Below are 15,249 nucleotides of genomic sequence, written 5' to 3' on the forward strand. Positions count from 1 at the left end.
CTCACGCTCCCGAGGCGACGAGGAGGGCGGCGACCGCCAGGACGACGGTGCCGGCGAGCAGCGCGCTCACATAGGTCTGGACGTTGCCGGTCTGGGCGCGCCGTACGGCGGCGCCGAGCCAGCGGGGCAGGGTGCCCGCGCCGCGTACGTAGGTGTCGACGACCTCGCGGTCGAGGAACCGGACGAGGCTCGCGGCGCCCTGGACGGGGCGGACGAACAGCGCCCGGTACACGGCGTCGAGGTGGAAGCCGACGGCCGCGTGGCGGTGCAGCGGGCCGAGCAGCAGCCGCCCGGGGTCCGCCGGGTCGGGCGCGGAGGAGAGGTCTCCGTAGGCGGGCGCGTGCGTGGCGATGGCCTCGGCCTCGACCTGGGCCGCGTCGCCCTCGGGATGGGCGGCGACCGCGCCCATCGGGGCGACCGCGGCCAGCGCGGCGAGGTGGCGCCAGGCGGCGTAGGCCACGAGCGCGCCGGCCACGGCCACGCCGGTGCCGATCACGGAGGTGGTGAGGGCCGGGGTGAGGTCGTCGCCGTCGAACCAGTCGGGGAGCGTGCGGTAGGCGAGCGCGCCGAGGGCGAGGGACGGGACGGCCAGCACCCACAGTACGACGGTCATGGTGAGGGGCTGGCGGCCGTGGTCGGGGGCCTCGGCGCCCCGGCCGTGGAAGGCCAGCAGCCACAGACGGGTCGCGTAGGCGGCGGTGAGGAGGGCGGTGACCAGTCCGGCCACGAGGACGAGCCAGCCGGCGGCTCCGGGCGCGTGCTCGGTGTGCCCGGTGGTGACGTGCTCGGCCGCGCCGAGGACGGACTCCTTGGAGAAGAAGCCGCTGAACGGCGGGATCGCGGCGAGCGCGAGGAGCGCCACGGTCATCGTCCAGTAGGCGTCGGGGATGCGGTCGCGCAGGTTGCTCATGCGGGACATGGCGGCGAGCGAGTTGGTGCCGGCGGCGTGGATGATCACGCCGGCGGCGAGAAACAGCAGGGCTTTGAAGGCGCCGTGCGAGAGGAGGTGGAAGACGGCTGCCGAGCGGTCGCCGACGGCCAGGGCGCCGGTCATGTAACCGAGCTGGCCGATCGTCGAGTAGGCGAGGACGCGTTTGATGTCGTCCTGCGCGAGTGCCGCGAGGCCGGAGCCGACCATCGTGACGGCGGCCATCACGGCGAGGACGACCATCGCGGCCGCCGAGGCCTCGAAGACGGGGAGGAGACGGGCGATGAAGTAGACGCCGGCGGCGACCATCGTCGCGGCGTGGATCAGCGCGGAGACGGGGGTGGGGCCCGCCATCGCGTCGGGGAGCCAGGTGTGCAGCGGGAACTGCGCCGACTTGCCGGCCACGCCCGCCAGGAGCAGCAGGGCGACGACGGTCGGGTGGTCCAGTCCGCCGTGGGCGACGGCGTCGAGGACCTTCTGGATCTCGAAGGACCCCGCGTCCGTGGCGAGGGCGAACAGGCCGATCAGGAAGGGGACGTCGCCGAGCTTGGTGACCAGGAAGGCCTTGATGGAGGCGGCGCGGGCTTCCGGGGTCTCCCAGTAGTGGCCGACGAGGAAGTAGGAGCAGATGCCCATGACTTCCCAGCCGACCAGCAGCACGATCAGGTCGCCCGAGTAGACGACCAGGAACATCGCGGAGGTGAACAGGGAGACGAGCGCGGCGTACGAGGGGTAGCGCGGGTCCTCGCGGAGGTAGCCGGTCGAGTAGATCTGCACACAGGTGGCGACGGTGCCGACGAGGACGGCGACCAGGGCGGCGAAGCCGTCGATGTGCAGGGAGAGCTCGATCGGGATCGAGCCGGTGGGGGTGAGTTCGGTGGCCGCGTCGACGGCCGCGTCGCCGCCCTGGCGTACGGCGACGGCGGCGGCCAGGACGAGGGCGGTGAGGGTCGGCAGGACCGCGAGGGGGCGGACGAAGCCGGGGGCGGTGCGCCCGAGGAGCAGTCCGGCGGCCGCGCCGAGGAACGGGAGGAGGGGGACGAGTACGGCGAGGGTGGTCGTGGTCACGCGGTGGCCTCAGCCTTCTCGGCGCCCGGCTCGGTCTCGGGGGTGTCGGTCTCGTGGCCCTCGGCGGTCTCGCGGAGCCTGTCGATGTCCGAGGTGCCGCGGCTGCGGTGCACGGCGAGGACGATCGCCAGGCCGATGCCGATCTCGGCTGCGGCGATGGCGATGGTGAACAGGGTCAGGGCCTGTCCGGAGTGCAGGGTCTCCTCGGCGGCGCGGCTGAGCCAGACGTCGAAGGCGACCAGGTTGAGGTTGACGGCGTTGAGCATCAGCTCGACCGACATCAGGACCAGGATCGCGTTGCGGCGGGCGAGGACGCCGTACAGGCCGGTGCTGAAGAGGAGGGCGGCCAGGACGGCGGGGTAGGCGAGGTGCATCAGCGGGCGCCTTCCTGTTCGGAACTCTCTGTGACGTTCCGGGAACTCCTGGTGACACCTCGGGCGTTCACGGGGGGAGAGCTCGACTCCGCCTTCGCCTTGCGGGACAGGACGATCGCGCCGACCAGGGCCGCGAGGAGGAGGACGGAGAGGGCCTCGAAGGGAAGGACCCAGTTCTGGAAGAGGCTCGCTCCGGTGACCTCGGTGGAGCCGGCGGCGGGGCCGTCCAGGTCGATCCAGGTGGTGCGGAAGGCGTCGACGACCACCCAGACGAGCGCGGCGGCCGCGGCGACGGCGACCGTGAGGGCGGCCCAGCGGTTGCCGGAGTCCGCGTCCGGTGAGCGGCCGATGGGGGCCTTGGTGAGCATCAGACCGAAGAGGAGGAGCACGACGACGGAACCGACGTAGATGAGGACCTGCACCCACGCGATGAACTCGGCGGTGAGCAGGAGGTACTCCACGGCGAGGCCGCCGAGGGCGACCACCAGCCACAGGGCGGCGTGCACGAGCTGCCGGGTGGTGACGGTGATCAGGGCGGCACCGAAGGTGGCCAGACCGACGAGGACGAAGGCGATCTCGACGCCGGTCGGGGAGAGAAAGCCGTGCGGCGCTGCGGCGAGGGTCACGACTCTCCTCCCTGGGGCTCGGTGGCCTCGGCCTGCGCCGCGGCGAGCTTGTCCGCCGTCTTGCGGGCGGCGGCGATCTCCTTGGGTTCCTCGGCCGCGGGGTCGAGGGCGGGCGGGGCCGGGACGGTCCACATCCACTCGCGGAGCTTGTCCCGCTCGTGGGTGAGGTCACGGATGTCGGTCTCGGCGTACTCGAACTCCGGGGACCAGAACAGGGCGTCGAAAGGACAGACCTCGATGCAGATACCGCAGTACATGCACAGGGAGAAGTCGATGGCGAAGCGGTCGAGGACGTTGCGGCTGCGCTCGCGGCCGCCGGGGGCGGCGGGCGGGACCGTCTCCTTGTGGGAGTCGATGTAGATGCACCAGTCGGGGCACTCGCGAGCGCAGAGCATGCAGACCGTGCAGTTCTCCTCGAACAGGCCGATCACGCCTCGGGTGCGGGGCGGGAGTTCCGGCTGGGCGTCCGGGTACTGCTCGGTGACGGACTTCTTGGTCATCGTGCGGAGGGTGACGGCCAGGCCCTTGGCCAGACCGGAGCCGGGGATGGGCATGGTTACTGGATCACCACCTTCACGACGCCGGTGAGGGCGATCTGGGCGAGGGAGAGGGGGACGAGGAGGGTCCAGGAGAGCTTCTGGAGCTGGTCCTCGCGCAGCCGGGGGTAGGTCACGCGCAGCCAGATGACGACGAAGGCGAGGACGGCCGTCTTCAGCAGGGTCCAGACCCAGCCGAGGCCGTCGGCGCCCCAGGGGCCGTGCCAGCCGCCCAGGAAGAGGACGGTGGTCAGGCCGCACAGGACGACGATCCCTGCGTACTCGGCGAGGAGGAAGAGAGCGAAACGCAGACCGGTGTACTCGGTGTAGGCGCCGAAGATGATCTCCGAGTCGGCGACGGGCATGTCGAAGGGCGGGCGCTGGAGTTCGGCGAGGCCGGCGACGAAGAAGACGATCGCGCCGACGATCTGCCAGGGCAGCCACCACCACTCGAAGGCGTCGACGATGCCGGGCAGCGAGACCGTGCCGGCCGCCATCGCCACCGAGGCGGCGGTGAGCAGCATCGGGAGCTCGTAGGCGAGCAGCTGGGCGGCGGTGCGCAGGCCGCCGAGGAGGGAGAACTTGTTGGCGCTGGCCCAGCCGGCCATGAGGGAGCCGAGGACGCCGACGCCCATCACGGCGAGGACGAAGAACACGCCCGCGTCCAGGGCCTGCCCGACCGCGCCCTCGCCGGGGCCGATCGGGATGGCGAGGAGGACGAGGAGGTAAGGGAGGAGGGCGACGGCGGGGGCGAGCTGGAAGATACGGCGGTCCGCGCCGGCGGGGACCACGTCCTCCTTCTGCGCGAACTTCACGCCGTCCGCGATGAGCTGGGCCCAGCCGTGGAAGCCGCCGGCGTACATCGGGCCGAGGCGGCCCTGCATATGGGCCATGACCTTGTGCTCGGTCTGACCGACGATCAGGGGGAAGGTGAGGAAGACGGCGAACACGAGCAGAAGGCGCAGGGTGACGTCGAGTGCGTCGTTCACTGCGGGCCTCCTGACGGGGTTTCGGGGGTGGGCGGTTCGGCGTCGGGGTCGGGGGCGGTAGCCTGCCCCGGCTTCGGGTCGGGGTGCGCGTCCGGGTTCGGGTCCGGGTTTGCGTCCGGCTTCGGGCGCGGTTCCGGCTGCGCGGGGGTCCGCTCCGGCTCCGGCTCCCGGCCGGTCTTCGGCTCCGACTCCCGGTCGGTCTTCGGTTCCGGCTTCCGCTGGTCGGCGGCCTCCGGTTCCGGCTTCCGCTGGTCGGCGGCCTCCGGTTCCGGCTTCGGCCGGGGGGCGGGCTCGTCTTCCGGCGTCGGTCGCCGGTCCGGCTCGCTGTCCGGCTTCGGCCGGCGGGCCGGCTCTTCGAAGGCCGGGCGGGCGTGATGCCAGGGGGCGTCGGAGCTGCAGGGAGCCGGGGAGGGGCCGGTCTCGGGAGTCGGGGCCGGGGGCTGGGTGCGCTGGGAGGCCGAGCCCTGGGAGGCGCTGCGCGAGCGGCGCGGGCCGGCCGGAGGCTGGGGGGCCGAGGGAGTCGCTGCCGTGTCCGCGGGGCCGCCGGTCTCCGTGGCCGGCGTGCTCGGGGTCGGGGCCGCAGGTGCCGCCGGGGGCCTCTGGCCGGCCGAGCCCTCGGCCGCCGTACGGGCGCGACGGACCGGGCGTTCGCCGGCCGCCGCTCGGGCCGGGCGCTCTCCCGCGGCGCGGCCCGCCGCCGCTCCACGGGCCGGGCGGGCCGGGGCGGGCGGGAGCTGCCCCTTGAGGGGGCCCCATTCGTTCGGGTCGGGGACGCCGGGGGGAAGCATCTGGCGGCGCTTGGGGCCGCCGTGCTCGGACTCGCCCGGTTCCTTGGCGCCGGGCCAGGCCTTGGCGACCCGGGCGGCGAGGACGAAGTCCTTGCGGAGGGGGTGGCCCTCGAAGTTCTCGGGGAGGAGGAGGTGGTCCAGGGAGGGATGGCCCTCGAAGCCGACGCCGAACATCTCGTGGGTCTCGCGTTCGTGCCAGGCCGCGCCCGCGTAGACGTCGACGGCGGAGGCGAGCGTCGGGGACTCGTGCGGGACCGTCGTACGCAGGAGCAGGCGGCGGACCGGGCCGAGGGCCACGACGTGCGCCGAGACGCGGAAGCCGGTGCCCGGTTCGTCGACCGCGCTCAGCCAGTCGAAGTAGGTGCAGGACAGCTCGTCGCGGGCGACACGGAGGGCGGTGGTCCAGGACGCCGGCGGGACGTCGACGGTCAGGACGGCGTAGGACTCCTCGGCTGTGGCGTCCGTGCCGAAGAGGTCCTCGACGGGGGCCGGCAGCCAGCCGATCGTGGTCATCCCGCGTCCCCCTCTGCGGTGGGCGGCTTCACCAGCGGGCTCTGCAGGGCGGCGGCCGAGGGGCGGGGCGTGCCGTAGCGCTCGTGCAGGGACTCGCGGGCGATCTTCTCCTGGAGCTTGAGGATGCCCTGGAGGAGGGCCTCGGGGCGGGGCGGGCAGCCGGGGACGTAGACGTCGACGGGGATGATCTGGTCGACGCCCTTGGTCACGGAGTACGAGTCCCAGTAGGGGCCGCCGCAGTTGCTGCACGCGCCGAAGGAGATGACGTACTTCGGCTCGGGCATCTGCTCGTAGAGGCGCTTCACGGCGGGGGCCATCTTGTCCGTGACCGTGCCGGAGACGACCATCAGGTCGGCCTGGCGGGGCCCGGGGGCGAAGGGGATGACGCCGAGGCGGATGAAGTCGTGGCGGGCCATCGACGCGGCGATGAACTCGATCGCGCAGCAGGCGAGGCCGAAGTTGAAGACCCAGAGCGAGTAGCGGCGGCCCCAGTTCAGGACGACCTTCATCGGCTCGGGGGCGAGGCGGGCGAGGGCGCCCAGGCGCTTCGGCTCCGGAAGGAGAACGGGTGGGGAAGCGGTCACGTCGTCGGAGGCGGTCGCTTCGGGGGTCACGTCCATGTCAGGACGCCCTTCTTGTATGCGTACAGCAGGCCGACGGCGAGGAAGCCGAGGAAGATGAACATCTCCACGAGGGTCGTGGCGCCGTAGCCGGGGGCGGCGAAGACCGTCGCCCAGGGGAACAGAAAGATCGAGTCGACGGCGAAGATGACGTAGAGGAAGGCGTAGACGTAGTAGCGGACCTGGGTGTGGGCCCAGCCCTCGCCGACGGGGTCGACGCCGCACTCGTACGTCAGGAGTTTCTCGGGGGTCGGCACCACCGGGCGCAGCAGGCGTCCGGCGCCGAAGGCGACGGCGACGAAGAGCACGCCGATGACGGCGAGCAGTCCGACGACCGAATACGACCGGAAGTAGTCCGCCGCGATCTCGACGGTCGGTTCCCGCACGGTCCGTCCCCTCGCTCCCTGACCTCAGCCTCTTCGGCTTCTTCGGCCACTCGGGCCTCTTCGACGATCTGTACGCACGGAGTCTAGGCCCTGATAAAGGGACGGTAAGCAGGCCGTCGCACCTTGGACCGTGGGGCGGGGGTTTTCCCCAGGAGGCGGGGGCGGCGAACCTCATGGCGCGGTGGCGCGCGGGGCGGCAGGCTAACGCGTATGACCACTTCCCACCAGCCCGGCGACGTCCGGCCCGGCGACGTCCGGCCCGGCGACCGCTCGGACGACGACCGCTCGGCCGGCGGCGGGCCGCCGCCGGTCCGGCCCGCTCTCGACGCGCAGACGTGGAAGGAGATCGCGCATCTCCTGGCGAATCTGCCGATGTCGCTGTTCGGCTTCGTGTACGTGATGACGGTGCTGTTCATCGGCGCCTCGCTGACTCTCACGGTGATCGGGCTGCCGCTGCTCGCGCTCGGGCTGGCGGGGGCGCGGCTGGTGGGCCGGTTCGAGCGGGAGCGGGCGCGGTTGCTGCTCGGGGTGCGGATCGACGAGCCGAGCCCGCTGCCGCTGCGCCGTGCGGGTGGGCCCGTCGCGCGGATGTGGCTCGCGCTGAAGGACCCGGTGGCCTGGCGCACGGTGCTCTACGACTTCATTCGGCTGCCCTGGGGCATCCTCACCTTCGCCGTCATTCTCCCCTCGCTGTTCGTGCTGTGGCCCTTCCTCCCCTACCTCACGCGGGGCCTGACCAACGCGGACCGGGCGATGGTGCGGGCGCTGCTGTCGCCGTCCGACGAGCTGGAGCGGCGGATCGCGGAGCTGGAGTCGGACCGCGGGGTGGTCGTGGACACGGCGGCGGCGGATCTGCGGCGGATCGAGCGGGATCTGCACGACGGGGCGCAGGCGCGGCTGGTCAATCTGGCGATGGGACTGGGGCTGGCGAAGGAGAAGCTCCAGGAGGGTCAGGCCGACGACGCCGTCGCGGCGATGGTGGAGGAGGCGCACGGCGAGGTGAAGCTCGCGCTGCAGGAGCTGCGGGATCTGGCGCGGGGCATTCATCCCGCGGTGCTGACGGACCGGGGGCTGGACGCGGCGCTGTCGGCGGTGGCGTCGCGGTGCACGGTGCCGGTGAAGGTGACCGCCGATCTGGCGTCCAGGCCGGCGCCGGCGATCGAGGGGATCGCCTATTTCACCGTGTCCGAGCTGCTGCAGAACGTCAGCAAGCACAGCGGGGCCCGGTCGGCCTCGGTGGATGTGTGGCGGACGGACGACCGGCTGCTCATCCAGGTGTGGGACGACGGCCGGGGCGGGGCCCGTCTGGACGCGGGGACGGGGATGCGGGGGCTCGCGGAGCGGCTGGACGCCGTCGACGGGGTGTTCGTCGTGGAGTCGCCGGCGGGGGGTCCCACGACGGTGACGGCCGAGCTGCCCTGGCGGGACCGGGGGTAGGGAAAACCCCCCTTCCGACAGGCCGACGGCCTCCATGGTCCGGCGGGGCGGCGCGGAGGAGGCTGGAGGCAGGACACAGCAGCTGCGCGACGAGCGGGGCGAGTGGAGACGAGCGGAACGGACGGGACGGCGCCGATGGCCACGCAGTACGGGCACTCCGGACAGTACGGGCGATACGACCGGGAGTACGACGGGGAGTACGACGACCAGCGGTACGGCGGCTCCGGGGCGCGGCGGCGGCTGCCGGCCGCCCTGGTCGAGCCGCTGAGCGGGCGGCACTGGCGTGAGCTCGCCTATGTGCTGCTCGGCTTCCCGCTGAGTGTCGCGCTGTTCGTCTTCACGGTGACCATGCTGTCGGTGGGGGCGGGGCTGCTGGTGACCTTCCTCGGCATCCCGGTGCTGGCGGCGGGGCTGGCCGCGTGCCGGGGTTTCGGGGCGGTGGAGCGGGCGCGGGCGCGGGGGCTGCTGGGGCTGGAGGTGCGTGATCCCGAGCCGCTGCGGGTGCGGGGGAAGGACGGCCGCGCCGGGGTGATGGCGTGGATGGGGGCGGTGCTGCGGAGCGGGGTGTCGTGGCGGCATGCGCTGTTCGTGCTGGTGCAGTTCCCGTGGGCGGTGTTCTCGTTCTGCGTGACGCTCACCGTCTGGGTGGTGGGCTGGACGATGCTGACGTATCCGCTGTGGTTCTGGATCTTCCCGATGTACGGCGGTCAGGGCGGGCTTCAGCTGTACGGGGACGATCAGCACCGGGTCTATCTGGACAACCCGTTCGAGATCACCGTCACGGCGTCGGTGGGGCTGCTGGTCACGCTGGCCACGCCGTGGATCGTGCGGGCGCTGACGACGGTGGACCGGCTGCTGGTGCACGGGTTGCTCGGGCCGTCGCGGCTGGCGTCGCGGGTGGTGGAGCTGGAGTCGGACCGGGGGGTCGTGGTGGACACGGCGGCCGCGGATCTGCGGCGGATCGAGCGGGATCTGCACGACGGGGCGCAGGCGCGGCTGGTGGCGCTGGCGATGGATCTGGGGCTGGCGAAGGAGAAGCTGCGGGAGGATCCGCGGGTGGCGGCGCGGATGGTGGACGAGGCGCACGGTGAGGTGAAGACGGCGCTGCAGGAGCTGCGGGATCTGGCGCGGGGGATCCATCCCGCGGTGCTGACGGACCGGGGGCTGGACGCGGCGCTGTCGGCGGTGGCGTCGCGGTGTGCCGTGCCGGTGCGGGTGGAGGTGGATCTCGGGTCGTCGCGGCCGGCGCCGGCGATCGAGGGGATCGCCTACTTCACCGTGTCCGAGCTGCTGCAGAACGTCAGCAAGCACAGTGGGGCCCGGTCGGCCTCGGTGGATGTGTGGCGGGTGGAGGACCGGTTGATGGTGCAGGTGGTGGATGACGGGGTGGGCGGTGCGGATGCCTCCGGCGGGTCGGGGCTGGCGGGGCTGGCGGAGCGGCTGGAGGCGGTGGACGGGATTCTGGTGGTGGATTCGCCGGTGGGCGGGCCTACGAGGGTCACGGCGGAGCTGCCCTGGCGAAGCTGAGGGGCCGCGCACCTCCCCCGGGCCGCCGCACGCCTCCCTCGGGCCGCACCCCTGCGGGCCCGGCCCGCACCCCTGCTCCCTCGGTCAGCAACCCTCCCCCCTCCCCCCTCCCCCGGTCCCCCCGCACCTGCCCCCGGCCCCCGTCCCAATCCCCCTAGAAGTCGCGCCCCCTTCTCCGGTGCTTGGGCGTTGGGCGGTGCGGAGGGGGGTGTTGCTGGGATGCTGGGGGTGTTCGGTCGGGCGGGTGGACGTGGGGGGACGGGAGCGTGGAGGTCAGGGTGCGGGTGGTCATCGCGGAGGATTCGGTGTTGCTGAGGGAGGGGCTGACCCGGTTGCTCACCGACCGGGGGCATGAGGTCGTCGCGGGCGTCGGGGACGCCGAGGCGCTCGTCAAGACCGTCACCGAGCTGAGTGACGAGGGGGCCCTGCCCGACGTCGTCGTCGCCGATGTGCGGATGCCGCCCACGCACACCGACGAGGGCGTGCGGGCCGCCGTACTGCTGCGCAAGGCGCATCCGGGGCTCGGGGTCCTGGTGCTGTCGCAGTACGTGGAGGAGAGGTACGCCACCGAACTGCTGGCCGGGTCCAGTCACGGGGTGGGGTACCTGCTCAAGGACCGGGTCGCCGAGGTGCGGGAGTTCGTGGACGCCGTGGTGCGGGTGGCCTCCGGGGGGACCGCGCTCGACCCCGAGGTCGTCGCGCAGCTCCTCGGGCGCAGCCGGAAGCAGGATGTGCTCGCCGGGCTCACCCCGCGTGAGCGGGAGGTGCTGGGGCTTATGGCGGAGGGGCGGACCAACTCCGCCATCGCCAGGCAGCTGGTGGTCAGCGACGGCGCCGTCGAGAAGCATGTGAGCAACATCTTCCTGAAGCTCGGGCTGTCGCCGAGTGACGGGGATCACCGTCGGGTTCTTGCGGTGCTCACCTATCTGAACTCGTGACGGAGTGGCACTGTGCCAGTCGTCGACCGGCCCTGGTGCGGTCGTGGACCGGTCGTCGTGCGGTCTCGGGGCGCCGCCGGGGATCGTTCCCCTCGTGAACCGGTGCGGTCGGCCGGTGCGTCTTCCGGGGTGACGCCGGGGGGCGGGAAATCATGGCAAGTCGGGGTGTCCGGGTCTCGGAGCGTCTTGGGCGCGTTCCCGGGGCGGTGAGCGTCACGGTGACCGTGGCGATCGGCCGTCTTGTGGATCGTCCTGCCGATTAACCGAGGGAAGGGCACCCTTACAGACGTAGGGTTGATCCAGGGGGGCCTTCGGGAGCCCCTCCGGGACAGCCACCTCGAGGGAGGTCCAGTTCAGTGACCAGTCGGGTCAGCAGCGCAACGGGACAGGCGGGGCAGGCCGAACAGGCCGACGGTACCGTCGTGGGAGAGCAGCGCAGACCGGACGGGACGGCGAAGGACGTACGCCGCCTCGACCGGGTGATCATCAGGTTCGCCGGGGACTCGGGTGACGGTATGCAGCTCACCGGTGACCGCTTCACCTCGGAGACGGCGTCGTTCGGCAACGACCTGTCCACCCTGCCGAACTTCCCCGCCGAGATCCGTGCGCCCGCCGGCACCCTGCCCGGTGTCTCCTCGTTCCAGTTGCACTTCGCCGACCACGACATCCTCACGCCGGGTGATGCGCCCAATGTGCTGGTCGCGATGAACCCGGCGGCCCTGAAGGCCAACATCGGCGACGTGCCGCGCGGTGCGGAGATCATCGTCAACACGGACGAGTTCACCAAGCGGGCGATGCAGAAGGTGGGGTACGCGGCCTCGCCGCTGGAGGACGGTTCCCTCGACGGTTACCAGCTCCACCCGGTCCCCCTGACCACCCTGACCGTCGAGGCTCTCAAGGAATTCGACCTCACCCGCAAGGAGGCCGAGCGCAGCAAGAACATGTTCGCGCTCGGCCTTCTGTCGTGGATGTACCACCGGCCCACCGAGGGCACGGAGAAGTTCCTGCGGTCCAAGTTCGCCAAGAAGCCCGACATCGCGGCCGCCAACATCGCCGCCTTCCGCGCCGGGTGGAACTTCGGGGAGACGACCGAGGACTTCGCCGTCAGCTACGAGGTCGCGCCGGCCGCCCAGGCCTTCCCCGTGGGGACCTACCGGAACATCTCCGGGAACCTGGCGCTCGCGTACGGGCTGATCACCGCCTCGCGGCAGGCCGATCTGCCGCTGTTCCTCGGCTCGTATCCGATCACCCCGGCCTCCGACATCCTGCACGAGCTCAGCAGGCACAAGAACTTCGGTGTGCGCACGTTCCAGGCCGAGGACGAGATCGCCGGCATCGGGGCGGCGCTGGGGGCCGCCTTCGGGGGGTCGCTCGCCGTCACCACGACGAGCGGCCCCGGTGTGGCGCTGAAGTCGGAGACGATCGGGCTCGCCGTCTCCCTGGAGCTGCCGCTGCTGGTGGTGGACATCCAGCGCGGCGGACCGTCGACCGGGCTGCCGACCAAGACCGAGCAGGCGGATCTGCTGCAGGCCATGTACGGGCGCAACGGCGAGGCGCCGGTGCCGGTCGTCGCCCCGTGCACGCCCGCCGACTGCTTCGACGCGGCCCTGGAGGCGGCGCGGATCGCCCTCACCTACCGCACCCCGGTGATGCTGCTCTCGGACGGCTATCTGGCCAACGGTTCCGAGCCGTGGCGGATCCCCGAGCTGGACGAGCTGCCGGATCTGCGGGTGCAGTTCGCGCAGGGGCCGAACCACACCCTGGAGGACGGCACCGAGGTCTTCTGGCCGTACAAGCGGGATCCGCAGACCCTCGCCCGGCCGTGGGCGATCCCGGGCACCCCGGGGCTCGAACACCGCATCGGCGGGATCGAGAAGGAGGACGGGACCGGGAACATCTCCTACGCCCCGGCCAACCACGACTTCATGGTCCGCACCCGCCAGGCCAAGATCGACGGCATCGACGTCCCGGACCTGGTGGTCGACGACCCGCACGGGGCGCGCACCCTGGTGCTGGGCTGGGGGTCCACCTACGGGCCGATCACGGCGGCCGTACGGCGGCTGCGGACGGCCGGCGAGGCGATCGCGCAGGCCCATCTGCGCCATCTGAACCCGTTCCCGCGCAATCTCGGGACGGTGCTGAAGGCGTACGACAAGGTCGTCATCCCGGAGATGAACCTGGGCCAGCTCGCCACCCTGGTCCGGGCGAAGTACCTGGTCGACGCCCATTCGTACAACCAGGTCAACGGCATGCCGTTCAAGGCGGAGCAGCTCGCCGCGGCGCTCAAGGAGGCCATCGATGACTGAGACGTCAACGGAACGCCAGGGCGGCACGGTCGAGGCGCTCTCCCTCGTGCCCAAGGCCGAGGCCCGCCAGTCCATGAAGGACTTCAAGTCCGACCAGGAAGTGCGCTGGTGCCCGGGCTGCGGTGACTACGCGATCCTGGCGGCCGTCCAGGGCTTCATGCCGGAGCTGGGGCTGGCCAGGGAGAACGTCGTCTTCGTCTCGGGCATCGGCTGCTCCTCGCGGTTCCCGTACTACATGAACACGTACGGCATGCACTCCATCCACGGGCGTGCCCCGGCCATCGCGACGGGGCTGGCGTCCAGCAGGCGGGACCTGAGCGTGTGGGTGGTGACCGGCGACGGGGACGCGTTGTCGATCGGCGGCAACCACCTCATCCACGCCCTGCGGCGGAACGTCAATCTGAAGATCCTGCTGTTCAACAACCGGATCTACGGACTGACCAAGGGTCAGTACTCGCCCACCTCCGAGGTGGGGAAGATCACCAAGTCGACGCCGATGGGCTCGCTGGACGCGCCGTTCAACCCGGTGTCGCTGGCGGTGGGCGCGGAGGCGTCCTTCGTGGCGCGGACCATCGACTCCGACCGCAAGCATCTGACGGAGGTGCTGCGGCAGGCCGCGGCCCACCCGGGCACGGCGCTGGTCGAGATCTACCAGAACTGCAACATCTTCAACGACGGCGCCTTCGACGCCCTCAAGGACAAGCAGCAGGCCGAGGACGCGGTGATCCGGCTGGAGCACGGGCAGCCGATCCGGTTCGGGGCCGGGCTGGCCAAGGGCGTCGTACGGGACGCGGCGACCGGCGATCTGCGGGTCGTCGCCGTGACCCCGCAGAACGAGGGGGAGATCCTGGTCCACGACGCGCACTCCGCGTCCCCGACCACCGCCTTCGCGCTGTCGCGGCTGGCGGACCCGGACACCCTGCACAACACCCCGATCGGTGTGTTCCGCTCGGTGCGGCGGCCGGTCTACGACACCCAGCTGGCCGAGCAGCTCGACACTGCGGTCGAGCAGCAGGGCAAGGGCGATCTGGCCGCGCTGCTGGCGGGCGGGGACACCTGGACGGTCGTCGGCTGAGCCGGCCGGCCCCGGCCGAGGGGGAGCCATGAGGCTCGGGACCGCAAGGTTCCGGGCCTCACCTCGTTACTTACCTCAACACCAGTACCTTACTTCAAAGTGGGTACTTTCGCGGAGTTAGCGCCACTCCTAGGGTTAGTGCACACCCGCTACCCCCCTAGGAGTTCCTGAGCCATGAGCATCGTCGTCACCGGAGCCACCGGACACCTCGGCCGTCACGTCGTGGAGCAGCTGCTGGAGAAGGTCCCGGCGGACCAGATCACCGCGGTCGTGCGCGACGAGGCCAAGGCCTCCGGCTTCGCCGCCCGCGGTGTGAAGATCGCGACCGCCGACTACAACACCCCCGAGACCTTCGACGGCCTGTTCGCGGCCGGCGACAAGGTGCTGCTCATCTCGGGCAACGAGTTCGACAAGGGCCGCCCGGCCCAGCACCAGGTCGTCATCGACGCCGCCAAGGCCGCCGGGGTCGCGCTGCTGGCGTACACCAGCGCGCCGGGCTCCCTGACCGCCGCGCTGGCCGACGACCACCGCGCCACCGAGCAGGCGCTGACCTCCTCCGGCGTGCCCTACACGCTGCTGCGCAACGGCTGGTACCACGAGAACTACACCGAGAACCTGGCCCCGGTCCTGGAGCACGATGCCGTCGTCGCGGCCGCCGGTGAGGGCCGGGTGTCCTCCGCCGCCCGCGCGGACTACGCGGCCGCCGCCGTCGCCGTGCTGACCGGCGAGGGCCACGAGAACAAGACGTACGAACTGGGCGGCGACAAGGCGTGGAGCTTCGCGGAGTACGCGGCCGAGCTGAGCCGGCAGACCGGCAGGGAGATCGTGTACAACTCCGTGCCCACCGAGGTGCTCACCGGCATCCTGACCGGCGCGGGGCTGCCCGGGCCGCTCGCCGCGATCCTGGCCGGCGTGGACGCGTCGATCGAGAAGGGCGAGCTGGTCGTCTCCAGCGGCGACCTGTCCCGACTGGCGGGCCGCCCGACCACTCCGCTGGCGGAGGCGATCACGGCCGCACTCAAGGGCTGACACCCCCGCCCCCGGCCTGTCATGACCGTATGGCGATACGGGCATGACAGGCGGGGGCGCTCGGCGTTACCTTCGTCCACGCGTGCGTGTAGGCACGCGAGAACGTGCG

14 protein-coding genes are annotated in these 15,249 nt (G+C 71.8%); 6 read left to right on the forward strand and 8 right to left on the reverse strand.

Annotated features, from left to right (window positions below; genetic code table 11):
- Window position 1 precedes the first annotated feature (1 nt).
- The 8 genes from ACFY2L_RS17670 to ACFY2L_RS17705 are packed head-to-tail and all read right to left on the reverse strand — an operon-like array spanning window position 2 to window position 6,828.
- Window positions 2-1,996 carry an NADH-quinone oxidoreductase subunit L gene (locus tag ACFY2L_RS17670; RefSeq protein ID WP_390822731.1) on the reverse strand — a complete coding sequence of 665 codons (1,995 nt, stop codon included), beginning with the start codon at window positions 1,994-1,996 and terminating at the stop codon, window positions 2-4.
- On the reverse strand, window positions 1,993-2,370 hold the full coding sequence (gene nuoK / locus ACFY2L_RS17675) for an NADH-quinone oxidoreductase subunit NuoK (RefSeq protein WP_390658078.1): 378 nt from the start codon (window positions 2,368-2,370) through the stop codon (window positions 1,993-1,995). The genes ACFY2L_RS17670 and nuoK overlap by 4 nt, the downstream gene beginning before the upstream one ends.
- The gene (locus ACFY2L_RS17680) at window positions 2,370-2,996 is read right to left on the reverse strand and encodes an NADH-quinone oxidoreductase subunit J (protein WP_390658077.1); all 627 of its coding nucleotides are present in this window, start codon (window positions 2,994-2,996) and stop codon (window positions 2,370-2,372) included. The genes nuoK and ACFY2L_RS17680 overlap by 1 nt, the downstream gene beginning before the upstream one ends.
- Window positions 2,993-3,550 (reverse strand): NuoI/complex I 23 kDa subunit family protein, encoded by a 558-nt coding sequence (locus tag ACFY2L_RS17685; protein ID WP_390658076.1) that lies wholly within the window; start codon window positions 3,548-3,550, stop codon window positions 2,993-2,995. Before ACFY2L_RS17685 ends, ACFY2L_RS17680 begins: the two co-directional genes overlap by 4 nt.
- Window positions 3,551-3,552: 2 nt before the next feature.
- Window positions 3,553-4,521, reverse strand: coding sequence for an NADH-quinone oxidoreductase subunit H (locus ACFY2L_RS17690; protein ID WP_390822732.1), 969 nt, complete (start codon window positions 4,519-4,521; stop codon window positions 3,553-3,555).
- Window positions 4,518-5,822, reverse strand: a complete 1,305-nt coding sequence (locus ACFY2L_RS17695) for an NADH-quinone oxidoreductase subunit C (RefSeq protein WP_390822733.1) — start codon at window positions 5,820-5,822, stop codon at window positions 4,518-4,520. Before ACFY2L_RS17695 ends, ACFY2L_RS17690 begins: the two co-directional genes overlap by 4 nt.
- A complete protein-coding gene (locus tag ACFY2L_RS17700) occupies window positions 5,819-6,442 on the reverse strand; it encodes an NADH-quinone oxidoreductase subunit B (RefSeq protein ID WP_390658073.1) in 624 nt (207 codons plus the stop codon). The genes ACFY2L_RS17695 and ACFY2L_RS17700 overlap by 4 nt, the downstream gene beginning before the upstream one ends.
- Window positions 6,433-6,828, reverse strand: coding sequence for an NADH-quinone oxidoreductase subunit A (locus tag ACFY2L_RS17705; protein WP_133914811.1), 396 nt, complete (start codon window positions 6,826-6,828; stop codon window positions 6,433-6,435). The genes ACFY2L_RS17700 and ACFY2L_RS17705 overlap by 10 nt, the downstream gene beginning before the upstream one ends.
- A gap of 210 nt (window positions 6,829-7,038) precedes the next feature.
- On the opposite strand from ACFY2L_RS17705, the gene ACFY2L_RS17710 reads away from it, so the two are divergent.
- The 6 genes from ACFY2L_RS17710 to ACFY2L_RS17735 all read left to right on the forward strand — a co-directional run bounded on the left by ACFY2L_RS17710 (window position 7,039) and on the right by ACFY2L_RS17735 (window position 15,140).
- Complete coding sequence (locus ACFY2L_RS17710; protein WP_390822734.1) at window positions 7,039-8,265, forward strand: sensor histidine kinase; 1,227 nt, start codon at window positions 7,039-7,041, stop codon at window positions 8,263-8,265.
- A 135-nt stretch (window positions 8,266-8,400) separates the two neighbouring features.
- Window positions 8,401-9,792, forward strand: a complete 1,392-nt coding sequence (locus ACFY2L_RS17715; protein ID WP_390822735.1) for a sensor histidine kinase — start codon at window positions 8,401-8,403, stop codon at window positions 9,790-9,792.
- Window positions 9,793-10,070: 278 nt separating this feature from the next.
- Window positions 10,071-10,730 (forward strand): LuxR C-terminal-related transcriptional regulator, encoded by a 660-nt coding sequence (locus ACFY2L_RS17720; RefSeq protein WP_390658489.1) that lies wholly within the window; start codon window positions 10,071-10,073, stop codon window positions 10,728-10,730.
- A 356-nt stretch (window positions 10,731-11,086) separates the two neighbouring features.
- Window positions 11,087-13,036 carry a 2-oxoacid:acceptor oxidoreductase subunit alpha gene (locus ACFY2L_RS17725; RefSeq protein WP_390658070.1) on the forward strand — a complete coding sequence of 650 codons (1,950 nt, stop codon included), beginning with the start codon at window positions 11,087-11,089 and terminating at the stop codon, window positions 13,034-13,036.
- Window positions 13,029-14,111 carry a 2-oxoacid:ferredoxin oxidoreductase subunit beta gene (locus tag ACFY2L_RS17730; RefSeq protein ID WP_390658069.1) on the forward strand — a complete coding sequence of 361 codons (1,083 nt, stop codon included), beginning with the start codon at window positions 13,029-13,031 and terminating at the stop codon, window positions 14,109-14,111. The genes ACFY2L_RS17725 and ACFY2L_RS17730 overlap by 8 nt, the downstream gene beginning before the upstream one ends.
- Before the next feature lie 174 nt (window positions 14,112-14,285).
- Window positions 14,286-15,140: an SDR family oxidoreductase gene (locus ACFY2L_RS17735; protein WP_390822736.1), complete on the forward strand. Its 855-nt coding sequence runs from the start codon at window positions 14,286-14,288 to the stop codon at window positions 15,138-15,140.
- Window positions 15,141-15,249 lie beyond the last annotated feature (109 nt).

It is taken from the genome of Streptomyces sp. NPDC001381 (assembly GCF_042895685.1).
Taxonomy (GTDB): domain Bacteria; phylum Actinomycetota; class Actinomycetes; order Streptomycetales; family Streptomycetaceae; genus Streptomyces.

What these genes read in the sequence shown, in the direction of transcription:
- nuoK (WP_390658078.1), bottom strand. Translation starts at nt 2,370, where the DNA reads ATGCACCTCGCCTACCCCGCCGTCCTGGCCGCCCTCCTCTTCAGCACC.
- ACFY2L_RS17685 (WP_390658076.1), bottom strand. Translation starts at nt 3,550, where the DNA reads ATGCCCATCCCCGGCTCCGGTCTGGCCAAGGGCCTGGCCGTCACCCTC.
- ACFY2L_RS17695 (WP_390822733.1), bottom strand. Translation starts at nt 5,822, where the DNA reads ATGACCACGATCGGCTGGCTGCCGGCCCCCGTCGAGGACCTCTTCGGC.
- ACFY2L_RS17700 (WP_390658073.1), bottom strand. Translation starts at nt 6,442, where the DNA reads ATGGACGTGACCCCCGAAGCGACCGCCTCCGACGACGTGACCGCTTCC.
- ACFY2L_RS17710 (WP_390822734.1), top strand. Translation starts at nt 7,039, where the DNA reads ATGACCACTTCCCACCAGCCCGGCGACGTCCGGCCCGGCGACGTCCGG.
- ACFY2L_RS17715 (WP_390822735.1), top strand. Translation starts at nt 8,401, where the DNA reads ATGGCCACGCAGTACGGGCACTCCGGACAGTACGGGCGATACGACCGG.
- ACFY2L_RS17730 (WP_390658069.1), top strand. Translation starts at nt 13,029, where the DNA reads ATGACTGAGACGTCAACGGAACGCCAGGGCGGCACGGTCGAGGCGCTC.
- ACFY2L_RS17735 (WP_390822736.1), top strand. Translation starts at nt 14,286, where the DNA reads ATGAGCATCGTCGTCACCGGAGCCACCGGACACCTCGGCCGTCACGTC.